The 21,114-nt window shown below is 72.4% G+C and carries 24 protein-coding genes; 6 read left to right on the plus strand and 18 right to left on the minus strand.

Annotated features, from left to right (window positions below):
* Window positions 1–100 precede the first annotated feature (100 nt).
* The 12 genes from CP967_RS01300 to CP967_RS01355 form a co-directional block, all read right to left on the minus strand.
* A complete protein-coding gene (locus tag CP967_RS01300) occupies window positions 101–706 on the minus strand; it encodes a TetR/AcrR family transcriptional regulator (RefSeq protein WP_150486136.1) in 606 nt (201 codons plus the stop codon).
* A gap of 139 nt (window positions 707–845) precedes the next feature.
* Window positions 846–1,274 (minus strand): hypothetical protein, encoded by a 429-nt coding sequence (locus CP967_RS01305; protein WP_150486137.1) that lies wholly within the window; start codon window positions 1,272–1,274, stop codon window positions 846–848.
* Window positions 1,275–1,328: 54 nt separating this feature from the next.
* Window positions 1,329–1,727 carry a gas vesicle protein K gene (locus tag CP967_RS01310; RefSeq protein WP_150486138.1) on the minus strand — a complete coding sequence of 133 codons (399 nt, stop codon included), beginning with the start codon at window positions 1,725–1,727 and terminating at the stop codon, window positions 1,329–1,331.
* Window positions 1,728–1,769: 42 nt separating this feature from the next.
* On the minus strand, window positions 1,770–2,033 hold the full coding sequence (locus CP967_RS01315) for a gas vesicle protein (protein WP_229888623.1): 264 nt from the start codon (window positions 2,031–2,033) through the stop codon (window positions 1,770–1,772).
* A complete protein-coding gene (locus CP967_RS01320; RefSeq protein ID WP_229888624.1) occupies window positions 2,030–2,848 on the minus strand; it encodes a GvpL/GvpF family gas vesicle protein in 819 nt (272 codons plus the stop codon). The genes CP967_RS01315 and CP967_RS01320 overlap by 4 nt, the downstream gene beginning before the upstream one ends.
* Window positions 2,845–3,306, minus strand: coding sequence for a gas vesicle protein (locus tag CP967_RS01325; protein WP_150486139.1), 462 nt, complete (start codon window positions 3,304–3,306; stop codon window positions 2,845–2,847). The genes CP967_RS01320 and CP967_RS01325 overlap by 4 nt, the downstream gene beginning before the upstream one ends.
* A gap of 39 nt (window positions 3,307–3,345) precedes the next feature.
* Window positions 3,346–4,620, minus strand: a complete 1,275-nt coding sequence (locus CP967_RS01330; RefSeq protein WP_150491635.1) for an SRPBCC family protein — start codon at window positions 4,618–4,620, stop codon at window positions 3,346–3,348.
* Entirely contained in the window at window positions 4,613–5,287 is a 675-nt protein-coding gene (locus CP967_RS01335) for a hypothetical protein (protein WP_150486140.1), read from the minus strand. The genes CP967_RS01330 and CP967_RS01335 overlap by 8 nt, the downstream gene beginning before the upstream one ends.
* Before the next feature lie 26 nt (window positions 5,288–5,313).
* Entirely contained in the window at window positions 5,314–5,571 is a 258-nt protein-coding gene (locus tag CP967_RS01340; RefSeq protein WP_150486141.1) for a gas vesicle protein GvpG, read from the minus strand.
* Window positions 5,572–5,600: 29 nt separating this feature from the next.
* Window positions 5,601–6,314 (minus strand): GvpL/GvpF family gas vesicle protein, encoded by a 714-nt coding sequence (locus CP967_RS01345; RefSeq protein WP_150486142.1) that lies wholly within the window; start codon window positions 6,312–6,314, stop codon window positions 5,601–5,603.
* A 3-nt stretch (window positions 6,315–6,317) separates the two neighbouring features.
* Window positions 6,318–6,758 (minus strand): gas vesicle structural protein GvpA, encoded by a 441-nt coding sequence (locus CP967_RS01350; RefSeq protein WP_150486143.1) that lies wholly within the window; start codon window positions 6,756–6,758, stop codon window positions 6,318–6,320.
* Between the two features lie 116 nt (window positions 6,759–6,874).
* Window positions 6,875–7,186, minus strand: a complete 312-nt coding sequence (locus CP967_RS01355) for a gas vesicle protein GvpO (protein WP_150486144.1) — start codon at window positions 7,184–7,186, stop codon at window positions 6,875–6,877.
* Window positions 7,187–7,775: 589 nt separating this feature from the next.
* On the opposite strand from CP967_RS01355, the gene CP967_RS01360 reads away from it, so the two are divergent.
* Window positions 7,776–8,153, plus strand: coding sequence for a hypothetical protein (locus tag CP967_RS01360; RefSeq protein WP_150486145.1), 378 nt, complete (start codon window positions 7,776–7,778; stop codon window positions 8,151–8,153).
* A gap of 317 nt (window positions 8,154–8,470) precedes the next feature.
* A complete protein-coding gene (locus CP967_RS01365) occupies window positions 8,471–9,970 on the plus strand; it encodes a SulP family inorganic anion transporter (protein WP_150486146.1) in 1,500 nt (499 codons plus the stop codon).
* Between the two features lie 116 nt (window positions 9,971–10,086).
* On the opposite strand, the gene CP967_RS01370 is transcribed toward CP967_RS01365, so the two are convergent.
* The 5 genes from CP967_RS01370 to CP967_RS01390 all read right to left on the minus strand — a co-directional run bounded on the left by CP967_RS01370 (window position 10,087) and on the right by CP967_RS01390 (window position 15,577).
* Complete coding sequence (locus CP967_RS01370; protein ID WP_150486147.1) at window positions 10,087–11,127, minus strand: NAD(P)-dependent alcohol dehydrogenase; 1,041 nt, start codon at window positions 11,125–11,127, stop codon at window positions 10,087–10,089.
* A gap of 64 nt (window positions 11,128–11,191) precedes the next feature.
* Entirely contained in the window at window positions 11,192–11,968 is a 777-nt protein-coding gene (locus tag CP967_RS01375; protein ID WP_150486148.1) for an SDR family NAD(P)-dependent oxidoreductase, read from the minus strand.
* Window positions 11,965–12,636 (minus strand): TetR family transcriptional regulator, encoded by a 672-nt coding sequence (locus CP967_RS01380; protein WP_150486149.1) that lies wholly within the window; start codon window positions 12,634–12,636, stop codon window positions 11,965–11,967. The genes CP967_RS01375 and CP967_RS01380 overlap by 4 nt, the downstream gene beginning before the upstream one ends.
* Window positions 12,637–12,794: 158 nt before the next feature.
* A complete protein-coding gene (locus CP967_RS01385) occupies window positions 12,795–14,912 on the minus strand; it encodes an MMPL family transporter (protein ID WP_150486150.1) in 2,118 nt (705 codons plus the stop codon).
* A 170-nt stretch (window positions 14,913–15,082) separates the two neighbouring features.
* Window positions 15,083–15,577, minus strand: coding sequence for a MarR family winged helix-turn-helix transcriptional regulator (locus tag CP967_RS01390; protein WP_229888625.1), 495 nt, complete (start codon window positions 15,575–15,577; stop codon window positions 15,083–15,085).
* Between the two features lie 123 nt (window positions 15,578–15,700).
* Between CP967_RS01390 and CP967_RS01395 the strand changes: the two genes are divergently transcribed.
* From CP967_RS01395 to CP967_RS01410, 4 genes are all read left to right on the plus strand, one after another.
* Entirely contained in the window at window positions 15,701–16,711 is a 1,011-nt protein-coding gene (locus CP967_RS01395; protein WP_150486151.1) for a sporulation protein, read from the plus strand.
* 170 nt (window positions 16,712–16,881) lie between these two features.
* Window positions 16,882–17,157, plus strand: coding sequence for a Sec-independent protein translocase subunit TatA (gene tatA, locus CP967_RS01400; protein ID WP_150486152.1), 276 nt, complete (start codon window positions 16,882–16,884; stop codon window positions 17,155–17,157).
* A gap of 318 nt (window positions 17,158–17,475) precedes the next feature.
* Window positions 17,476–18,996 (plus strand): SDR family oxidoreductase, encoded by a 1,521-nt coding sequence (locus CP967_RS01405; RefSeq protein WP_150486153.1) that lies wholly within the window; start codon window positions 17,476–17,478, stop codon window positions 18,994–18,996.
* The gene (locus tag CP967_RS01410) at window positions 18,993–20,372 is read left to right on the plus strand and encodes a cryptochrome/photolyase family protein (RefSeq protein WP_150486154.1); all 1,380 of its coding nucleotides are present in this window, start codon (window positions 18,993–18,995) and stop codon (window positions 20,370–20,372) included. Before CP967_RS01405 ends, CP967_RS01410 begins: the two co-directional genes overlap by 4 nt.
* Window positions 20,373–20,423: 51 nt before the next feature.
* Here CP967_RS01410 and CP967_RS01415 read toward each other — a convergent pair whose 3' ends face one another.
* Window positions 20,424–20,963, minus strand: coding sequence for a DoxX family protein (locus CP967_RS01415; protein ID WP_150486155.1), 540 nt, complete (start codon window positions 20,961–20,963; stop codon window positions 20,424–20,426).
* Window positions 20,964–21,114: the final 151 nt, after the last annotated feature.

Genomic DNA, 21,114 nt, shown 5'->3' on the forward strand with positions numbered 1-21,114 from the left:
GAGAGCAGCGGTCATCGGCTTACGTTCCTCGTTCTCTGCTGATGGACCCCCGGAGGGGTTGTGCGGATGTGCCGCGGCCGCCCGGAGCGGCCGATGGGTCTCAGTAGTCCAGTCCGGCGGCGAGCGAGGCGAAGGCCTCGCGGTAGATGCTCTGGAACGGGCGCTTGCGGCCGGAGGCCACCCAGAGCTCGGCCGACGCGCGTACCGCGGCGATCGCCACATGGGCGAGCAGCCTCGGGGCGAGGTCGGAGTCCGGGTCCTGGCCGAGCCGTTCGGCCAGGACGGCGACCAGTGCGCGCTCGTCAGCCCCCTGGGCCGCCAGGAATCCCGGCAGCAGGGAGGGGCTCTTGGTGAGTGCTGCCATACGCAGCTCCCAGCGTTCCTGGTCCTCCTCGAAGTCGGCGAGTTCCTGAGCCAGCCCTTCACTGAGGGCGCCGAGTGCCGACAGTTCCCCCGGTGCGTCCAGCACCGCCTGCCGTGAACGCTCGGCGCATCCCCGGTCGGGGCGGGTGACCGCGTCCTCCAGGCATGCGAAGTAGTTGAAGAACGTGCGGACGGACACGCCGACCTCGTCGGTCACCGCCTCCACCGTCACGTTCTCGATCCCCCGCTCGGCGGCGTACCGGAGTGCCGCGTCCGCCAGGGCGTCACGTGTCGCGCGCTTCTTGCGCTCGCGTAGCCCGGAGGGCGGGTCGTCGGAACTCACGGGAATGCATCTTATGCAATTTTGCACGGTGTGCAAATCTATTTCCGGACCGCCGCGCTCCCCCCGGGCACGACGACGGGCGGGAGGGCCGGCGGATGTCCGCCGGCCCTCCCGCCCGTGTGTACCCGTCCGCCCCCGGTCAGATACGCCCGCCGGTGAGCCGGGTGATCGGGCCGCCGTGGACCTTCGCGGTCTGGCGCCCCAGGGCGAACGCGCCCCCGACCAGGCCGCCGATCCCGGCGGCGGCACCGACGGCGACGGCCTTGCGGTGCTTGACGACGGTCCACGCGGTGCCCGCCGTGGAGGCGGCCTTGCCCACGGTCGAGGCGACGGTCTGCCGGCCGGTCTCCCAGCCGGCGGTGGCCATCCGCCTGGTCGCCAGGCCGGCGGAACGCACACCGGAATCCGCGGCCTCACCGGCCTGCCGGGCCGACGACTTGGCCTTCGAAGCTGCGACCGCGGAGTCGGACTTGGCCCGGTCGGCCGCGGCGGTGGCCTTCTTGGCCTGCGTCTTGGTCCTGGTAGCCGTGTCGTTCACGTTCTTGTTCTCTTCGTTCTCTGCAGTCATGGTGCTCGTATTGCCTTCCCGTTGTGTTCGAAACAGCCGATTCTCACCGCGTGTTCAATCCCTGGGCAGAAGAGATCCCAGTGGACCGAGATCGAGATTGAGGTCGTCCATGGTCAGGCCGTAGCGCTCGCAGAGTTCCGACATGCGGTCCTGGAGGATCATCAGCGTCATCCCGATGCGCTCTTCCTGGTCCTCCTCCAGGTCACCCTGGTCGACCCGGTGGAGCGCGGTGCGCTCCATGAGCTGGCGCAGCAGTTCGACGATGGTGAGTACCAGTTTGATCAGGTCGCGTTCCACCGTGTCTGGGTCGGTCGCCAGGCGCCGCGCGGGCCCGCCGGGTGTCTTCCCGGCTTCCCCCGGAGCCGCGGGGGCGAGGCCGAAGGCGCTTGCCGCCGCCTGCGCGACTTCCCGCAGCTCGTCTCCCTGGGTGTGCCTTCCGGGTTCATCCGCCATGGCGGCCGGCCTCCTTCGTTCCGTTTCGCCTCTCGTCCGGTCTCACCACGGCGCCGGTTCGTCCGAGGTGATCGAGCGGATCACCGCTCTGAGGTTGATGTGCACCAGGTCGATGTCGGCGATGGACAGGACGAGGTCACCGGTGAGCACCGCTCCCCCGTTCAGCAGCCGGTCCAGGAGGTCGATGAGTGCCACCTGGCGCCCGGCGAGTGAATCGGCGGGCTCGTCCGCCGCCGCGGCGGGAACCACCTGTTCGCCGGTGACGCGCACGACTCCGTCGGTGCCGTCGGTGCCACCGGCCGTCATACGCCACCCGCCGGCACCGGGGGCGGTGTGGAGAAGGAGTACGGCGCCCAGGGGCCGGTGATCTCGACACGCACTCCCGGTGTGCCGTCGGCGATCCCCGCGAGCGCGGCCCGGAAGGCGGGGACCTGGTCCACGGGTACCAGATACGCCTCGTTGGCGATGTTCTCCCCCGCACCGGTGGCGAGTTCGCCCTGCTGCGGCCGGTGGGAGACATGGTCGCTGACGAAGCCGGCCACCCTGGCCGGCACCTCGGCCGCCACCGCACCCGCCGCCCGGTAGGCATCCTGGTGGTGCTGCCGCTGCGCACGGCGCTGCCGGAGATAGGCCCGGCCCGGCCCGTCCGCGGCCGGGGCGGGGGCGCTGTCGGCGGGCGGCGCGGCGGCCCGCGGGTCCGCGTACACCTTGACCCCGAGTTCGACGTGGCCTTCGAGGTGCTCCAGCAGGGCCGTGAACTCCCGTCGGCGGTCTGTCAGCAACTGCCGTACGCGCTCGTCGTCGAGGTAGACCGTGGCCAGCCGCATGGGGAGGACGGTCGCGTGGGCGCAGCCGTCCTCGACGACGCGGTGGTGGTCCCGGGCCAGCGCTTCGAGGCGTTCCAGGTCCTCCATCCGCGCCTGCATGCCCTCGGTACCGTACGTGGCCGCCGGCACCGACGAGACCAGGGCGATCAGGCCCGCGGCCCCGACGGTCCGCAGGGGGGCGCCCTCCAGGCCGGGCCGGCCGGGGAGGGCCGCCTGGACGGGCGTCCCTTCCCGGCCGACGGCGTAGACGTAGGTCATGGTGGGCTCGGCCGCGGGGTTCTCCCCGGTGTTCACCTGTCCTCCTCCTCACGGTGGACCGTCTCCGGGCGGCCCGGGGCGTCCCAGGCGTCGGTGGCCGTGGTGCCGGGGAGTCCGGCGGCGGCCCTGAGCCCGGCGATCTCCGCCCGGAGCCGCGCGTTCTCCTCCTCCAGCGGGGCGGCCGCGGTGGCCTGGGCCACCGGCTCACGACCCTGCACCGCCCGGCCGGTGGAGGCCCGGGAGGAGAGCGACGGGTCGTGCTCCCACCAGTCGATGCCCATCTCCTTCGCCTTGTCCACGGAGGCGACGAGCAGTCTCAGCTTGATGGTCAGGAGTTCGATGTCGAGCAGATTGATCTGGATGTCGCCCGCGATGACGACGCCTTTGTCCAGGACGCGTTCCAGGATGTCGGCCAGGTTCGCGGACGGCCCCTGCCCGCCGTACGGGGAGGCTCCCGAGGAGGTCCCCATACGGCCGGCCAGTGATTCGGACACGTGGATCAGTCCCGTCGGTGCTGCTGTCGGCGGCGCATGTCAGCCACGCGCCGCGGCGGTCCGGCGCCGGCCTTCCCCGGCCGGCTCCTCGCCTTCTTCTTCGTCGTCCTCGTCGTCGTAGTCCTCGTACGTACCGTCGTCCGAAGGCTCCTCGTCGTCCGGGGCCGCTTCTTCGTCCTCGTCATCGGCCTCGTCGTCGGCCTCGTCCCCGTCCTCGTCGTCGGCCTCGCGGAATTCCTCCGCGTCGTCGTCCTCGGGGGCCGGGTCCTCGTCCGCGTCGTCGGCCTCGTCCGGGTCGTCCTCGCCGTCGTCAGCCTCGTCCTCGTCGACCGGGGCGCTCTCCTCGTCCGGGTCATCCTCCTCGTCCGGGTCATCCTCCTCGTCCGGGTCGTCGACGAGTTCCTCGTCGTCCTCCGGCCCGTTCTCCCGGCTCTCCGGCCCGTCCTCGCGGTCCTGGTCCTCCGGGGCCTCGGCCTCTTCCCGTTCGACGGCCTCCTCGTGGCCGAGGACGACCTCGCCGTCCCGGACCTCACCGCGCCAGCCGTCCGTCGCCTCGCCCCGCATCATGATGAACTTGCGGTAGAGCTTGAGGTCGAGACGGGCGCGGCGGCCCTGGGCCCGCCAGATGTTGCCGGTCTTCTCGAACAGCCCCTTGGGGAAGTACTCGAGGACCAGCAGGACCCGGGTCAGGTTGTCGGTGAGCGGGTGGAAGGTCACCACCCCCTTGACCGTCCCCTTGGCTCCCTCGGTCGTCCAGGTGATCCGCTCGTCCGGGATCTGTTCGGTGACGTTGGCCTTCCAGCTGCGTGTGGACTTGGCGACCTTCACCTTCCAGTTGCTGGTGGTGTCGTCGGCCTTCTCCACGCTGACGACACCCTTGGCGAAGGTGCTGAACTCCTGGAACTGGGTCCACTGGTCGTACGCCTCGCGCACGGGCACGCCGACGTCGATGTCCTCGCTGATCGTGACGCTCTTCGACTTGCCGCCCCCGCCCTTGCGCCCCTTGCCGAACAGCCCCTTGACCTTGTCCTTGAGGGCGTCCTTGGCGTGGGAGGCGCCTGCGGTCAGCACGGCCTGGGCGGGGCTCTTCCCCTCGCCGAGCGCCTTGCCGCCCTTGGCGAGGCTCTTGACGGCACCGCCGGGCGCCTTACCCTCGGCGAGCCTGCCCGCGCCTTCGCCCAGCCTGCGGCCGAGGTCGGTCACCGTGTGCTGCGCCCGTGCCCGGAGGTAGTTCTGCAGTTCCTCCTTGAGGCGCTCGGTGGCGGGGTTCTCCGCGACCTCGTTCTTCAGTTTGCCGAACGCCGACTCAGCCACGGTCGTCACCGCCCCGGGTCTTGCGGGCCGCCGACGACGTGCTCTTGCGGGCTCCGGACGCGGCCTTGCGTGCGGTACCGGCCGTCTTCTTCCCGGCGGCCCCGCCCGATGCCGTGCGGCGCGGCCGGGAGGCGGCCCGGCCCGTGGACTCCGCGGAGGACTTCGTCTTCGCCCGTGCCTTCGCGGCCGGCCTCCCCGAAGACCCCGAGGACCCCGTGGACTGCTTGCGGCGCGACGCCGGCTTCCCGTCGCCCTCGCCGTCCTCGTCCCGCTCGTCCCGATGGCCGTCGTCCGGCTCCTCGTCGTCCGCCGGCTCGTCGTCCGCCGGCTCCTCGTCGAGGGGCTCGTCGTCGTCCTCGTCACGCGCCTTCGGGTCCTCCAGTTCCCGGGTGCGCCGCTGGAGCGCGTCGGCGAGGCCGGTGGCCCGCTGGGTCAGCGCGCCGGTCGCCGCCGACCGGGTGGCCTCCACGATCTCCTTGCGGACCTGGTCGTTGAGGGCGCCGAGGACCGGCGAACCGGCCAGCATCTTCCCCAGCCGCTGCGGGTCCAGCGGCAGTTTCCTGCCGGCCAGGAACATTCCGAAGCCGATCGCCAGCCTGGCCTTCTTCGTACGTCCCAGCAGATACCCGCCGACCAGTGCGGCGCCTATCCTGGCATTTCGTGTCATCTCTCGAACACCTCGGTCTCCTGCGGTCAGGAGTTGTTTGTCGTGCGGTTCCGGTACGTCTCGCATTCCGCGAGGCGGTCGAGCAACTCGTCCTCGTACCGGTCGAATTCGTCCTCGTCGATCTCCCCGTCGAGCAGTCTCCGCTCCAGGGCGGCCAGTTGCTCGCGGACGGGGGCCGGGTCGTAGTACTCGCGTTCCGCGGCGAGCACGACCTGGTCGAGGACCCATGCCGTCCCCCGGACCGGGGCGACGGGCAGGGTGAGAAGCTGCGCGATGAGGCCCATGGGCCGCCTCCGCTCGGTGGGGTGCCGCTTCAGACGAAGCTGTAGGGCGGCAGGGGCCCGTTGAGCACGAAGGTGTGGTCCTCACCACGCCGTTCGGCCTCCTCGTGGACCGCCTGGGAGAACGCCGCCGCCTCGTCCCTCCGGACGAGGAAGGAGACGTTCAGGAAGTGGTTCTTGCCGGGTTCCCCCTGCGAGGTCCGCTCGGCGGCCGGAGCGACGGCGTTCGTGATGTCCTCGGCGAGCGCCTCGTGGCGGGTCCGCACCTCGCGGGCCACGAGTTCGCCGAGCGCCATCATCGAGTCGTGGGCGTCGGGGTTGTCGCGGGTGTGGGCGCTGAGCCGCCTGGCCTCCTCGGAGTCCGCGAGGATCGCCCTGAGCACACTGCTCTCCTCGACGGAGACCTTCAGGTTGTACTCCAGGCGTCCGTCGAGTTCCCGGAGCCGGGCCGTGTAGCCGTCCCGCCCCTCTTCGAGCGCCGTGCGCACCTGCTCGTCGTCCGGGCCCAGCAGGCCGAACCTCATCGGCAGCGCGGCCCCGTCCGCCATCAGCCTCTCCAGGACGTTCTGATGGATGATCAGGTCACGGCGTTTGGCCCGCAGGTCCTCCGGGGCGTCGCTGACGACCGCGGCCAGTCCCGCGGCCTTGACCGCCCTGAGGTCCGGGGCCCGCCCTCCGACGCCCGTCAGGGCGTCCAGCCGCAGCGGGTGCTCCGCGGTGGTGACGGCGTAGATGTACGTGGGCATGTCCTACTCCTCACGTCGCTGGGTGGTGCGCCGGCTGCTGCTCGACGCCGTGGGCTTGCGGGCGGGCTTCTTCTCCTTCTCCTCCGAGTCCTCGCGGCCGCCCTGGAAGGACTCGGTGAACGCCTCGACGGCGCCCGTCAGAGCGCCCTTCGACTTGCCCTTGGCCCCGCTCTCCACCGTGTCCCCGACTATGTCGGTGAGCTGGGTGGGGGCCTTGCGGCCGGACTCGAGGTCGAGCCGGTTGCACGCCTCCGCGAAGCGCAGATACGTGTCGACGCTGGCGACGACGACACGTACGTCGATCTTGAGGATCTCGATGCCGACGAGCGAGACGCGCACGAAGGCGTCGATGACGAGTCCCCTGTCGAGGATGAGTTCGAGCACGTCGTAGAGATTTCCGCCGCCTCCGCTGCCGGAGGCGTTGCTCTGCTGAACCAGACTCATGGTCGGTCGTCCTTCCGATGAGTTCGTTTCCTGTCGTTTCCCGCCGGTCGCGGGGCGGGAGCGGTGAATTCGACTCCCCTGCCCCGCCGCGGGTCGGGAACCGCGGACCGGTACGGTCAGCGGTCCACCTGTCCCCGGGTGTACCGGCGCACACGTTCGTATCCGAGGAGCCGCCCACGGCCGTCGAGCGATACCCGGTAGGAAGCCATGACGCTCATGGTGTCCGGGATCTTCTCGATCTCCACGACCTCCACGTCCGCGGTCCATCCCTCGTCCGTGGCCTTCAGCGAGGAAACCGAACTGGGTTCGATCTGAAGCAGTTCGGCGAGCTGCCCGGCCGCTCGGCGCAGGGCCGTGGACACATCGATCCGGCTGTCACCGTCCGCACTTCCGGCGTTTTCACCGGTGCTCTTTTCCGTGGAAGTCATGGGGTCACCTGCCGTGGGTCGTCGTGGCCGCCTCCGGATTCTCCGGTGGGTCATTCATCCGGGGATGCAGTGCACGTGCCCATGGGATCCGAACATATGCATGAGCCTTCGCGGGAGGAGCCGGATCGCCTCCGGCCGGGACCCCGGACCGGCCGGCTCCGGCCGTCGCTCCAGGGCGATCACCTGCGGTCCGGGCCCGTCGCGCCTCCCGGCCTCCGGTCCGGCCGGGGCCGGCCGCGCGCACGGCGCGCCCGGCCCTCCCCCGGGTCTTCCCACTCCACCCGCATGACAGCGGCATTTCCTGCCGAAAGAACGGAGGGAGGCATCAACCGAAATAATGTACGAACGTTCTGATGGCGAACCGAACGAATGCGCACAGGAGGCACACCGGTCCTCCCGGCACCAGGGAACAGGCCGCAGTGGGGCGGAAATCTCCCTGGGCCGCGGGATTTCCGCTCTTCCGCACTCCGGTGTGCGCCATCGAGTTTCGGACTCTTCACGAGCGGTCAACTCGATAAACCCTCCGGCCTGTTAGCGTCCCGGAAGGGAAGGGCGACGGAACGGGGGGCGGGAAATGCGGGGAACGGCGGTGCGGTTGACGCTCATCGTCCTGGCCGTTCTTCTGCCGTTCCTGGGTTCTCCGTCGCCCGACCGGAGCGGTTCCGCTCCCGGCGTCTTTGACACGGCTGTCCCCCGGGCCTGGCTGCCGGAGGAGGCGCCCCGGGAGGCCGAGCGGGTCCACGGCTCCTGCCTGGTCTCGCCGCGTGGCGGTGAGGCGAACGGCCTGCCGCGCCGGCACGACCGGATCCGTCCGGATTCCGGGTCGGCACCCGTCCGTACCGTGTGGGCGCAGAGCACCGGCGGCCCGTTCGCGCCGGTGCCGGCCCGCCCGCCCGGCGAGTCCCGCCACGCCCTCAGATCCCCGGCCGCCTCTTCCTCCTCCGCTCTCCAGGTCTTCCGCTGCTGAGAGCGGCCGGCACGTGGAGGAGCGGCGCGGGGCCGTGTCCGTGCTCCCTCCGGGGCCAGGGGGGATTCCGGCCGCGGTGACGCCGGTCGCCGTGGTTCCGCCACGGCCCGCCCACCGGCACCGCGCCCGTCCGTCCGTCCGGTCCCGCTCCTTCCTCCACTCCCCGTGTACCGGTCGACCCGCGGTGCGCGAAGGCACGCCTCCCTGCCGTCCCGAGGGCGCGGCGAGGCCCTTCGCCCATGCCCTCGTGCCCGCCCGAGCCCACTCGTGTACGTATGCCGACGCGCCGGTGGCGGCGCGCCAGGAGGAACAGCCCGATGCATTCCCCCACTGCTCCACGGATAAAGAAGTTCCCCGGTCTGCGGCAGGATTTCGCCGCCTCACTCGTCGTCTTCCTCGTCGCCCTGCCCCTGTGCGTGGGGGTCGCCGTCGCCTCCGGTGTCCCCGCCGAACTGGGGCTGATCACCGGCATCGTGGGCGGTCTGGTCACCGGGTCCATGCGCGGCAGCAGCCTCCAGGTGTCGGGGCCGGCCGCCGGGCTCTCGGTGCTGGTCCTCGAGGCCGTCCGGTCCTTCGGACTGCCGGCGCTCGGGGTGATCGTGTTCACCGCGGGGCTGGTCCAGCTCGCCATGGGCGCCCTGCGGCTGGGCCGCTGGTTCCGGGCGATCTCGGTCTCGGTGGTCGAGGGCATGCTCGCGGGCATCGGCCTGGTGATCATCGCGGGGCAGCTGTACGCGGCGGCCGGGCAGGAGGCACCCGCGTCGGGGACCGCCAAGCTGGCCGGACTGCCCTCGGCCGTGGCCCGGGCGGCTTCCGGCGGGGAGGCGCTCGCGTCGCTCGCGGTCGGCACGGGGACCGTGGTGCTGCTGGTGGTGTGGAACCGGGCGCCGAGAGCCGTGCGGGCCGTACCGGGCGCGCTCGCCGCGGTCGTCCTCGCCACGCTGGCCACGCTCCTCCTCTCCCTGCCGGTGTCCACCGTGCGGGTGCAGGGTCTGCTGGACGCCGTCCGGATGCCCTCTCTCGCCGAGTTCGGCGGTCTCGCCGACGTGGGTCTGCTGGGGACCGCTCTGGCCTTCGCCCTGATCGCGTCCGCCGAGACCCTGTTCAGCGCTGCCGCGGTGGACCGGCTCCACGACGGCCCGCGTACCGGGTACGACAAAGAACTGATCGCCCAGGGAACCGGTAACACGGTGTGCGGACTGCTGGGCGCCCTGCCCATGACCGCGGTCATCGTGCGCAGTTCGGCCAATGTGCGGGCGGGCGCGAGGACCAGGGCCTCGCGGGTACTGCACGGGGTGTGGCTGCTGCTGTTCGCGGCGCTGCTGCCGGCCGCGCTGGGGCTGATCCCGCTGCCCGCCCTCGCCGGGGTCCTCGTGCACGCGGGCTGGAAGCTGATCCCGCTGCGTACGGTCGTGGAGCTGTGGCGCGGGCACCGCGGGGAGGCTCTGATCCTGCTCTCCACCGCTGTTTCGATCGTCGTGGTGAACATGTTCGAGGGGGTTCTGATCGGTCTGGCCCTGTCGGTGGCCAAGGCCGCCTGGGACGCGTCCCACATCCGGCTGGATGTCGTGGACCACGGGACCGGCACCGTACGGGCGCGGCTCTCGGGCAACGCGACCTTCCTGCGGCTGCCGAAGATACTGGACAGCCTGGAGGCCCTGCCGCAGGACCGGCCGGTGGAGCTGGACCTGTCCGGGCTGCACCATCTGGACCATGCCTGCCGTGCGGCGCTGGGGAACTGGGCGCAGCGGCACGGCGCGCCCGGCACCGGCCCCGTGCGGCTGACGGGGGCGGAAGCGGTGCCGGCGGGGTCCTGAGCCCTCCGGTGCGCCTGCGCCCGTGTGCGGGCGTGGCGTGGCGGAGGACGCCGACGGCCGTGCGCCGCCGTACCGGGGTGGTACGGCGGCGCACGGCCGGTGCGGCGCGGCGGGGGTCAGCCGTTGGGCAGGATGACCGCCCGGCCGTTGATCTTGCCGGCGTGCAGCCGCTCGTAGGCGAGCGGTGCCTCGTCGATGGAGTACGTCTCGACGTGGACGTCGACGGACCCGGCGTGCGCGAGTTCGATGACCTCGGCCAGTTCCCTGCGGGTGCCCCAGTACGGCGCGGTGACCGAGGTGGAGAACGGCAGGACGCCGAAGCCGACGGGGAGCAGGCCGCCGCCGATACCGACGATGGTGACGTCGCTGTCGATGGAGGCGACCGCGCCGGCGGTCTTGACGGTCGGTTCCACGCCGACGAAGTCCAGGACCACCTCGGCGCCGACGCCGCCGGTGAGTTCGCGGACCCTGGCGGCCGCCTGCGCGTCGGAGATCACGGTCTCGTGGGCGCCGACGGTACGGGCGAGGGCCAGCTTCTCCTCGGAGACGTCGAGCGCGATGACGCGTACGGCGGTCATCGCCCTCAGCAGCTGGATGGCGACGTGTCCGAGCCCGCCGGTTCCGATGACCACGGCGGTGGCGCCCGGCCGCAGCTTCGGCAGCGAGCGCTTGATCGCGTGGTAGGGGGTGAGTCCGGCGTCGGTCAGGGAGACGGTCTTGACCGGGTCCAGGTCACCGATGGGCGTCAGGTGCCTGGCGTCGTCGACGATCATGTACTCGGCCATGGCCCCTGGGTTGCCGAGGCCGGGCGGGTTGATGCCGAGGTCGGCGGCGCGCAGGCAGTAGTTCTCCCTGCCCTCGGCGCAGTTGACACAGGTGCCGCAGCCCCAGGGGCCGTAGACGGCGACCGCGTCACCGACCGAGAAGCCCTCCGCTCCGTCGCCGAGCGCGGCGACGGTGCCGACGCCCTCGTGACCGAGGGTGAGCGGCAGCTGGTAGGGGAAACCTTCCGCGGGCCAGCTCATCACGGCGATGTCCGAATGGCAGACTCCGGCGGCGGTGACCTTCAGGAGGATCTGGCCCGGCCCCGGGGTGGGCTCGGGGATGTCCACGACTTCGGGTGCCGCGCCGACGGTGCGGTACTGGACGGCTTTCATGGCTCTCCTTCGTTCTTCCTTGACTACCTTTGTGACCCTGTCGGCGCTCTCGCGCCACCCGGGGTCAGGAGGCCGAGTAGCCGCCGTCCACCAGGTGGTAGCTGCCGTGGACGAAGGAGGCGCGGTCGGAGAGCAGGAAGGCGGCCAGTTCGGCGACCTCCTCCGAGGTGCCGAGGCGGCCCGCGGGGTGCAGGGAGATCAGGTGCTCGCGTGCCGGGCTGTCCGTGTCGCGGAGCAGCGGGGTGTCGATGAAGCCGGGGCCGACCGCGTTGATCCGGATGTTCTTGTCCGCGTACTCGAGGGCCGCGGTCTTGGTGAGGCCGACGACGCCGTGCTTGGCGGCGACGTAGGCCGGGGAGCCCGCGAAGCCGTTGGTGCCGAGGATCGAGGACATGTTGACGACGGCTCCGCCGCCCGCGGCGAGGATCTCGGGGAGTTCGTAGCGCATCGAGTAGAAGACGCCGCTGAGGTTGGTGGCGACGACCTTGTTCCAGTCCTCGATGCCGTACTCGCCGGTCGGCTGCGAGGGTCCGCCGATGCCGGCGTTGTTCACGGCGAGGTGCAGGGCGCCGAAGGTGTCCACGGTGAACCGGACACCGGCTTCGACGGAGGCGGGGTCGGTGACGTCGAGGGCGACCGCCGCGGCGGGGGCTCCGGACGCCTTCAGCTCGTCGGCGGCCTCGCGGGCGCTGTCCGCGTTGTAGTCGGCGACGACGACGCTCGCGCCGCTCGCGGCCAGGCGCCGGGACAGGGCCAGGCCGATTCCGGAGGCGCCGCCGGTGACCAGGGCGACCTTGCCGGCGAATTCCGCCTCGTAGGCGGTGGGGAGGTGGGTGCTCATGATGAGGTGCCTTCTTCAGTGGTGCTGTGGGGCGCCGGCCCGTCCTGCCGGGAAGCCGGCAGTTCTGCGGAGAGGGCGTCGAATGCCTGGGTGACGAATTCGGGCAGGGCGGCAGGTGCGCCGCCCCGTACCCATGCCGCCTGGGCCGCGAGGAGCGCGCCGGCCCCCGCGGCCACGGCCACGGCGGGGCGGAGGTCCTGCCGCGGGTCGACTCCGAGCCGGTCCGCGACGATGGCGACCGACTCCTCCTGGGCGTCCACCCGGATGTGGTGGTACGCCGCGTAGAGGGTGGGTTCCTCCTCGGCCATGACGAGCAGGTCGAAGATGCGCGGCCGCAGGTGCCAGGGCTCGGCCACCGGGTCGGCGAGCCAGTCCAGGACGGCTCGCCGGTAGGCGGTGAGCGGGGGTTCGGCCGCGGGCCGCGCGCGGAGCGCTCGGTTGATCCGGTCTCCGTCGCCCCTGATCACGTCGAGGACGGCGGCCTCCTTGCTGGGGAAGTACCGGCTGAAGGTCCTCCGGTCGACGTCGGCCGCCTGCGCGATCTCCTCGACCGTGACCTCACGCAGTCCCCGGTCGAGCACCAGCTCGAACGCGCACCGCGCCAGCGTGTCCCGGGTTCTGCGCGCCTTGCGGCCGCGCCGTTCCGGAACTCTTCCTCCCGAATCCATGGTTTCAGCGTACACCTTTATGTCCCAGCGGGACATATATCCCAGTGGGACATTTCCGGGCTCCTCCGGGGCCCGGGCGGCCCCTTTCACGCGTCCGCCCCCGCCGGCCGGGGCCGACGGGGGCGGATGCGCTGTCCACGGAAGGAGACGGGCCGGGGCTACCGGGACCGCGCCGGGCCCTCCGTCCGCTCCTCAAAGGCGCGGCTGAGCTTTCCGGGCCACCAGGCGAGGCGGCCGATGTCCCTGACCAGGGCGGGTACCAGGAGGGATCGCACCACCAGGGTGTCGAGCAGGACACCGAAGGCGACGATGAAGGCGATCTGCACCAGGAACGCGAGCGGGATGACACCCAGCGCGGCGAAGGTGGCGGCCAGGACAACACCGGCCGAGGTGATGACCCCGCCCGTGGTGGTCAGGCCGCGCAGCACGCCTTCCCGGGGGCCGTGCAGCAGGGACTCCTCGCGGACCCGGGACATCAGGAAGATGTTGTAGTCGACGCCGAGCGCGACGAGGAAGACGAACCCGTACAGGGGGACGGACGAATCGGTCCCGCTGAAGCCGAACACGTGCTGGAACACCAGTGACGAGATGCCCAGGGTGGCCAGGAAGTTCAGCGCCACCGTGGCGACGAGGAGCAGCGGCATCAGCAGCGAGCGGAGCAGGCCGATCAGGATGACCAGGATGATCACGAGCACCACCGGCACGATGATGCCGCGGTCGTGCTCGGCGGTCCGCTGGGTGTCGTACTGCTGCGCCGTGTAGCCGCCCACCAGGGCGTCCGCGCCGGACACCGCGTGGACGGCGTCACGCAGCCGGGCCACGGCCGCCTTGGCGGCGTCGCTGTCGGCGGCATCCGCGAGGGTGGCGTCGACGCGGACCCGGCCGTCGACGACGAGCGGGGTGCCCTGGCCGGGACGGCCGGAGGCGGTGACCGGGGAGGCCCCGGCGATGCCGTCGACCCCTTCGGCGGCCTCGGTCACCTGCTCGACGCGGTCGGCGTTCGCGATGATCACGGCCGGGTTGCCCGAACCGCCGGGGAAGTGCTTGCCGAGGGTCTGCTGGGCGGCCACGGAAGGCGCGTCGTTGACGAAGATCTCCTCCAGGGGCACGCCCTTGGAGTTCAGCGTCGGCATGAAGGCCGCGCAGACGAGGAGGCCGCCCAGGGTGAGCGCCCAGACCTTGCGGGGGGCGCGGTCGACCAGGGCCGCGACCTTGGACCAGATGCCGGTCGAACCCGAGGCGGCGTCGCCCTCCTTGGGTTTGGCGGGCCAGTAGGCGCTCCGGCCGAGGAGCACCAGGACGGCGGGGAGGAAGGTGAGGGCGCTCAGGACCGAGCAGACGATTCCGATGGCGCCGACCGGTCCGAGGGCACGGTTGTTCGTCAGATCGCTGATCAGCAGGGCGAGCAGCCCCAGGGCCACGGTGGCGGCGCTGGCCGCGATCGGTCCGGCGGACTCGCGGAGCGCCGCGCGCATGGCCGTCCACCGGTCGGCGTGCCGGGCGAGTTCCTCCCGGAAGCGGGCGGTGAGCAGCAGGGCGTAGTCGGTGGCGGCACCGATGACGAGGATCGACAGGATGCCCTGCACCTGCCCGTCGACCCGGACGACGTCGTGGTCGGCCAGGACGTACACGACCGCGCAGGAGACACCGAGCGCGAACACCGCTCCGACGATGATGACCAGGGGCAGCAGCACGCTGCGGTAGACCAGCAGGAGGATGACGAGCACGGTGACCAGGGCGACGCCGAGCAGCAGTCCGTCGATGCCGGCGAAGGCGTCGGAGAGGTCGGCCTGACTGGCCGCGGGGCCGGCGATCCGGGCCTCGGCGCCGGGGACCCGGTCGGCGGCCTCCTGGATCGCGGCGAGGGCGTCGGGAAGCCCGTCGCCCAGGTCGTTCTTCAACTGGACCACGCCTTCGAGGGCCTGACGGTCCTTCGAGGGAATCGCGGGCGACACCTTCCCGGTCACCCCCGGTCCGCCCTTCATGTCCGCGAGGGCCTCGGTGGCCGCCCGCCGCTGCCCGGCGTCCAGCTCACCGCCCTCCTCGTCGGAGGTCCAGACCACGATGGCGGGCACCGTCTCCTGACTGCTGAACGCCTTCTGGGCGTCGATGACCCGGGTGGACTCGGCGCCCTGGGGCAGGAAGGACGCCTGGTCGTTGGTGGCGACCTCCCCCAGCTTCCCCGCGTACGGACCGAAGGCGCCGCCGGCCAGGAGCCAGGCGACGACGAGGAAGACGGGGATCAGCCAGCGGATCGGCCTGCGTGTGGTGGACATGGTGCTCCCGGATCGGACCAGATCAACTCAATTATTGAGTATCTTAATCATTGAAATAGTGCGGGGAGACCGCCCCGCGACATCCGGGAAGGGAAAGGCGCCCGGAAGGGAGGTGGTACCCCGAAAGGGCGAGGACACCGCCGGAACACGGAGAACGCCACGGCGGACCGTCAGCGGCGCGGGGACTCCACGCGCGCGAGCTCCTCGTTCATACGGGCGAGGAAGCGGAGAGCCGCCGCCGCCTCCTCCGGCTCCGAGAGGGAGCGGGCGCCCGAGGCGGCTTCGGCCAGGGGCATGAAGAACGAGCGGGCCACCGACTTCGCCGCGGGTTCGTAGTGGAGGTGCACGACACGCCGGTCCGCGCTGTCCCGGGTCCGCCGGATGTGCCCGGAACGCTCCAGCCGGTCGAGGCACGCGGTGACCGCACCCGAGGTGAGGCCGAGGTGGTCACGCAGCCGGCCGGGGGTGAGCGGGGTGTCCGCGTCGAGTATCGCCCCCAGGGCCTGGACGTCCGTGGCGTGCAGGCCCTGGGCGTGCGCGAACGCGTGGACCAGGCGGTTGATCTCGCCGTTCATCCGGCGGAGCTGCACGGCGAACGCCTGGAGGTCGGCGGCGGCGGACGCGTCGCCGAGCGGTTCGCGGTGCGTGCCGTCCGTACTGTTCACGGCCCCATCGTAGAGCCGTCACCACCGCCTCATCCCCCCTCTATGCTTCTACAGTTGCGTAGAAACGACGGTGCGCGCGGTACCGCGCGCACACCGCGTACGGAAGAAGGAGTGGACGCCGGCATGGTGTTCAAGAAGCTGCTCGGCTCGCTCGGGGTGGGCGCTCCCACCGTGGACACGGTCCTGTCCGGCGGCGCCGCCGTCCCCGGGGGAAGCCTGACGGGTCAGGTCCATCTGAAGGGCGGCAGCGCCGACTTCACCATCGAGGCCGTCACCCTCGAACTCGTCGCACGGGTCGAGGCGGAGCACGAGGAGGGCGAGACCGAGGGCATGGCCGCCTTCGGGCGCTTCACCGTATCGGGTGGTTTCGTCCTCACCGAGGGGACGGAGCTGAGCATCCCCTTCGACATCGCCCTGCCGTGGGAGACCCCGGTCACCGAGCTGTACGGCCAGGACCTCGGCATCGTCCTCGGGGTGCGTACGGAGCTGGCGGTGGCGGGGGCCCGGGACAAGGGGGACCTCGACCGGCTGGCGGTCGCCCCGCTGCCCGCGCAGGAAGCGGTCCTGGAGGCCCTGGGACAGCTCGGCTTCGGCTTCCGCTCCGCCGATCTGGAGCTCGGCCACATCCGCGGCACCGGCCAGCAGCTGCCCTTCTACCAGGAGATCGAGCTCACCCCCGCACCGCAGTACGCCCACGAGGTGAACGAGGTCGAGCTGACGTTCCTGGCGGGGCCCGGGGGCCTGGAGATCGTGCTGGAGGCGGACAGGCGCGGCGGTCTCTTCTCCGAGGGGCACGACGTCCTGGGCCGCTTCACGGTGGGGCACGACGACTACCGGGGGCGGGACTGGGCCGCCGAGATCGACTCCTGGATCCGCTCGCTGTCCGCGGCCCGCTCGGCGTACGGCACCCCGTCGGCGTACGGCGGGCACCACGGCCACGAGGGCCACTTCCACGGCGACGGCCACGCCGAGGGGCACCGCTCCGGCCCCGGCATGGGGACGGTCGTCGCGGCCGGGGCGGCCGGGCTCGCCGTGGGTGTGGTGGGCGGAATGGTGGCCGCCGAAGTCGTCGACGAGGTGGGCGACTTCTTCGAGGGCGACGAGGAGGACGAGGACGGCGGCGAGGACGCCTGAGACGGATGTCCGGCCGGCGGTGCGGGGCCGCGCGAGGGGCCGGCCCCGCACCGCCGGCCGGCGGGCCGGACACCCTCCCACCGGTCTCTACAGTGCTGTAGATTTCTTCTGACCGGGGGACAGCGGGCCGCCCGAGGCGGGCAGGCCGACCAGGGGAGTGTTCAGTCGTCATGTTCGGCATCAGCGAGATCGCGATCTTCCTCGTCATCGTCATCCTGCTCTTCGGCGCCAAGAAACTCCCCGAACTCGCCCGGTCCATGGGCAAGTCGGCCCGCATCCTGAAGAGCGAGGCGCGTGCCATGAAGGCGGACGGCGGCTCCCCCGCCACCCCCGGTCCCCCCGCTGCCGCCGGCTCCCCCGCCGCTCCCGTCACCGATCTCGGGACGGACGCGGACGGCCACCGTGTCATCAGGGGGACGGCCACCGAGCGTCCCGGCACACACTGACGGCTGACGTCTGACGGCGCGGAGTTGACGCGGTACCGGGCGCGGCGGCCCGTACGGAGCCCGCGCGGCACCGGACGCGCGGGGCGCCCCCGGCGGTCCGGCTCCGCGCCCCCCGGCGGTCCGGCCCCGCGCGCCCCCGCCGGACGGCGCCCCGGGTGGTGCATGGTGGGGTGCCGCGTCTGCCACCGCGCGCTGCCGCTCCTCGCGTCACGCCCGGTGACGTCGCCGCTCACCTTCGCACCGTCTGCCGGATCCGGCAGACGGGGCGAAGGGGCGGGACACCGTGCACCAGGGCGCGGCGGCACGAACGGAGAGACGATGGAGGCCGGCGAGGACCGTGCCGTTCTGCGGTGCCTGGTCACCGGCGCCACCGGGTACGTCGGGGGCCGCCTGGTTCCCGAACTCCTGGGCGCGGGCTACCGGGTGCGCGCTCTGGCGCGGGATCCGGGCAAGCTGCGGGACCACCCGTGGGCCGACGAGGTGGAGGCGGTCCGGGGCGATGTGACCGACGCCCGGTCCGTCGGCGCGGCGATGCGGGACGTCGATGTCGCCTACTACCTGGTGCACGCGCTGGGCAGTGGTCCGGACTTCGAGGAGACCGACCGCCGGGCGGCCCGGATCTTCGGGGAGCAGGCGCGGGCCGCCGGGGTGCGCCGCATCGTCTACCTGGGCGGTCTCACCCCCGCCGGGGTCCCGGAGCGCCTGCTGTCGCCGCATCTGCGTTCGCGGGCCGAGGTGGGCCACATCCTGCTGGCGTCGGGTGTGCCGACGACCGTGCTGCGCGCGGCGGTCGTCATCGGTTCGGGTTCGGCCTCCTTCGAGATGCTGCGTTATCTGACGGAGCGGCTGCCCGTCATGGTCACCCCCAGCTGGGTGTCGACCCGCATCCAGCCGATCGCGGTGCGGGACGTGCTGCGTTACCTGGCCGGCTCGGCGCGGATGCCCGAGGGGGTGAACCGGGCCTTCGACATCGGGGGCCCGGACGTCATGACGTACCGGGACATGATGCAGCGGTACGCGCGGGTGGCCGGGCTGCCCCGCCGGCTGATCCTCCCCGTCCCGATGCTGTCACCGGGGCTGTCCAGTCACTGGGTCGGGCTGATCACCCCCGTACCGGCGTCGATCGCCCGCCCGCTGGCGGAATCCCTGCGGTACGAGGTGGTGTGCGCCGAGCACGACATCGCGGAGTACGTCCCGGACGGTCCGGGGCGGCCGCTCCCCTTCGACACCGCGCTCTCGCTGGCCCTGCGCCGGGTGCGCGAGGCGAAGGTGACGACCCGGTGGTCGTCCGCCTCGACGCCCGGTGTCCCCAGCGACCCGCTGCCCACCGACCCGGACTGGGCGGGCGGCAGCCTGTACACGGATGTGCGCGAGCAGGAGGTGGACGCCTCCCCCGAGGCGCTGTGGCGGGTGGTCGAGGGTGTCGGCGGCGACAACGGCTGGTACTCGTTCCCCTCGGCCTGGGCGGTCCGGGGGTGGCTGGACCGGCTCGTCGGAGGGGTGGGACTGCGCCGGGGCCGGCGGGACGCGGAGCGTCTGCGGGTCGGGGACTCGCTGGACTTCTGGCGGGTCGAGGAGATCGAACCGGGCCGGCTGCTGCGGCTGCGCGCGGAGATGCGCCTGCCCGGCCTGGCCTGGCTGGAGATGTACGTCGAACAGGGCCCGGAGGGTGACGGGCGGTCGCGTTACCGGCAGCGGGCCCTGTTCCATCCGTCCGGCCTGCTGGGCCACGCCTACTGGTGGAGCGTGTCGCCGTTCCACGCGGTGGTCTTCGGCGGGATGGCACGCAACATCGCGCGGGCGGCGGGGCGGACGGCGTCCCGGGGAGGTTCCTCATGAGTACGGCGGTGGTGCTGTTCACCTCCGATCTGCGGCTGCACGACCATCCGCCGCTGCACGCGGCCCTCGCCTCGGCCGACGAGGTGGTGCCGCTCTTCGTGCGTGACGACGCCGTGGACCGGGCCGGTTTCGGGGCGCCGAACCGGCGGGCGTTCCTCGCCGACTGCCTCCGCGACCTGGACGAGGGCCTGCGCCGGCGGGGCGGGCGGCTGGTGATCCGCTCCGGCGAGGTGGCCGAGCAGGTCTGCCGGGCCGTCGCGGAGACGGGCGCGGACGCGGTGCACATGTCGGCCGGGGTGAGCGGGTTCGCGCAGCGCCGTGAGGAGCGGTTGCGGGCGGCGCTCGGCGAGCAGGGGTGCCGGCTGGTGGTCCATGACGCGGTGGTCACCGCCGTCGCGCCGGGTGAGGTGGTCCCCTCGGGCAAGGGCAAGGACCATTTCGCGGTCTTCACCCCGTACCTCCGGTCCTGGTCGCGGGCGCGGCTGCGGACCCCCTTCGGTGCGCCGCGCGCCGTGCGGGTGCCTCCGGGGCCGGTGTCGGAGCCCGTGCCCGCGCGGTCCGGGGTGTCCGGGGTGTCCGCGGGGCTCGCCGAGGGCGGGGAGGCGGAGGGCCGCCGGCGGCTGGCCGCCTGGCGCCGCGACGGTGTGGACGCCTACGAGGAGCGCCACGACGACCTGGCGGGGGACGCCACCTCCCGGCTGTCACCGCATCTGCACTTCGGCACCCTCTCCCCCGCCGAGATCGTCCACCGGGTGCGCGCCGCGGGCGGCCCGGGGGCCGAGGCATTCGTACGCCAGGTGTGCTGGAGGGATTTCCACCACCAGGTGCTGGCGGCCCGCCCGGCCGTGTCCCACGAGGACTACCGGCCGCGGGGCGACCGGTGGCGCGGCGAGGTGGCGGCCGCGGACGACATCGCGGCCTGGAAGGAGGGCCGTACCGGGTATCCGCTGGTCGACGCCGCCATGCGCCAGCTGCTCCACGAAGGCTGGATGCACAACCGGGGCAGGCTGCTGACGGCCGGTTTCCTCGTCAAGACGCTGTACGTGGACTGGCGTGTCGGGGCCCGCCACTTCCTGGAGCTGCTGGTGGACGGGGATGTGGCGAACAACCAGCTCAACTGGCAGTGGATGGCGGGGACCGGCACCGACACCCGGCCCAACCGGGTCCTCAACCCGGTCGCGCAGGCCAGGCGTTACGACCCGCGGGGTGACTATGTGCGCCGCTGGGTCCCCGAGCTCCGGGCCGTCGGGGGTCCCGCCGTCCACGAGCCGTGGAAGCGGGCGAAGGACGCGCCGGAGGCGGCGGGGTATCCGGACCGTCTGATCGAACTGTCCGAGGGACTGGCCCGGTTCCGGCAGGCGCGCGGCCTGGAGTGAGCGGTCCGGGCGGGGCGCCGGTGCCGTTCCGGATACGGGACCGGCCCTCGCTCACTCCTCTTCGGTGCCCTCGGCGCCGTCCGCGCTCCGCGCCTGCCCCTTGGCGCGCCGGCCCACGACGGTCGCCGCGGCCAGGGCGCTGCCCGCGAAGGCGAGGGCCACCAGCCAGGGGCGGTTGAGCACGTTGCACGTGACGTGGTCGAGGGAGTACTCGCCGGGGCCCGCCAGGCCGATCGCCGCCGCGGTGAACCCGAGGAACGCCGGGTACTCGTAGCCGCCGCCCATGGCGAAGAAGCCCGCCGGGGCGTGGACGGCGACGGCTCCGGCCATCGTGCCGGCCGCGGCCGCTCCGGCCGCCGGGGTGGCGAGGCCCAGGGCGAGCAGGACACCGCCGCCCGCCTCGCCGAGCCCGGCGGCGAGTGCGCTGTGCTTCGGGGGGTGGAAGCCCATGGCCTCCATGGCCGCGGTGGTCCCCTTGATGCCTCCCCCGCCGAACCATCCGGCCAGTTTCTGGCTGCCGTGGGCGGCGAGGACGGCACCCGTGCCGACCCTGAGCACCAGAAGTCCGAAGTCGCGTCGCTCGATGGTCATGGCGGCCTCCCGTGACGAGGGTCGGACGGAGGCCGGGCGGACGGCCCGGTCCCCGGTCCACTGTGGGCTCACCCGGGTGGAGGTGTGCGGTGCTGTTGGGCCATCCGTGGCACGGCCCCGTGAGGACGGGGCGGGGAGCCCGCCCCGGCGC

Origin of the sequence: Streptomyces nitrosporeus (assembly GCF_008704555.1) — a bacterium.
In the GTDB taxonomy this organism is placed as follows: Bacteria; Actinomycetota; Actinomycetes; order Streptomycetales; family Streptomycetaceae; genus Streptomyces; species Streptomyces nitrosporeus.

Coding starts and splice junctions, on each gene's coding strand:
- CP967_RS01305 (WP_150486137.1), bottom strand. CDS start 1,274: ATGACTGCAGAGAACGAAGAGAACAAGAACGTGAACGACACGGCTACC.
- CP967_RS01310 (WP_150486138.1), bottom strand. CDS start 1,727: ATGGCGGATGAACCCGGAAGGCACACCCAGGGAGACGAGCTGCGGGAA.
- CP967_RS01315 (WP_229888623.1), bottom strand. CDS start 2,033: ATGACGGCCGGTGGCACCGACGGCACCGACGGAGTCGTGCGCGTCACC.
- CP967_RS01335 (WP_150486140.1), bottom strand. CDS start 5,287: ATGACACGAAATGCCAGGATAGGCGCCGCACTGGTCGGCGGGTATCTG.
- CP967_RS01340 (WP_150486141.1), bottom strand. CDS start 5,571: ATGGGCCTCATCGCGCAGCTTCTCACCCTGCCCGTCGCCCCGGTCCGG.
- CP967_RS01345 (WP_150486142.1), bottom strand. CDS start 6,314: ATGCCCACGTACATCTACGCCGTCACCACCGCGGAGCACCCGCTGCGG.
- CP967_RS01350 (WP_150486143.1), bottom strand. CDS start 6,758: ATGAGTCTGGTTCAGCAGAGCAACGCCTCCGGCAGCGGAGGCGGCGGA.
- CP967_RS01355 (WP_150486144.1), bottom strand. CDS start 7,186: ATGACTTCCACGGAAAAGAGCACCGGTGAAAACGCCGGAAGTGCGGAC.
- CP967_RS01365 (WP_150486146.1), top strand. CDS start 8,471: ATGCATTCCCCCACTGCTCCACGGATAAAGAAGTTCCCCGGTCTGCGG.
- CP967_RS01370 (WP_150486147.1), bottom strand. CDS start 11,127: ATGAAAGCCGTCCAGTACCGCACCGTCGGCGCGGCACCCGAAGTCGTG.
- CP967_RS01375 (WP_150486148.1), bottom strand. CDS start 11,968: ATGAGCACCCACCTCCCCACCGCCTACGAGGCGGAATTCGCCGGCAAG.
- CP967_RS01380 (WP_150486149.1), bottom strand. CDS start 12,636: ATGGATTCGGGAGGAAGAGTTCCGGAACGGCGCGGCCGCAAGGCGCGC.
- CP967_RS01385 (WP_150486150.1), bottom strand. CDS start 14,912: ATGTCCACCACACGCAGGCCGATCCGCTGGCTGATCCCCGTCTTCCTC.
- CP967_RS01395 (WP_150486151.1), top strand. CDS start 15,701: ATGGTGTTCAAGAAGCTGCTCGGCTCGCTCGGGGTGGGCGCTCCCACC.
- tatA (WP_150486152.1), top strand. CDS start 16,882: ATGTTCGGCATCAGCGAGATCGCGATCTTCCTCGTCATCGTCATCCTG.
- CP967_RS01405 (WP_150486153.1), top strand. CDS start 17,476: ATGGAGGCCGGCGAGGACCGTGCCGTTCTGCGGTGCCTGGTCACCGGC.
- CP967_RS01410 (WP_150486154.1), top strand. CDS start 18,993: ATGAGTACGGCGGTGGTGCTGTTCACCTCCGATCTGCGGCTGCACGAC.
- CP967_RS01415 (WP_150486155.1), bottom strand. CDS start 20,963: ATGACCATCGAGCGACGCGACTTCGGACTTCTGGTGCTCAGGGTCGGC.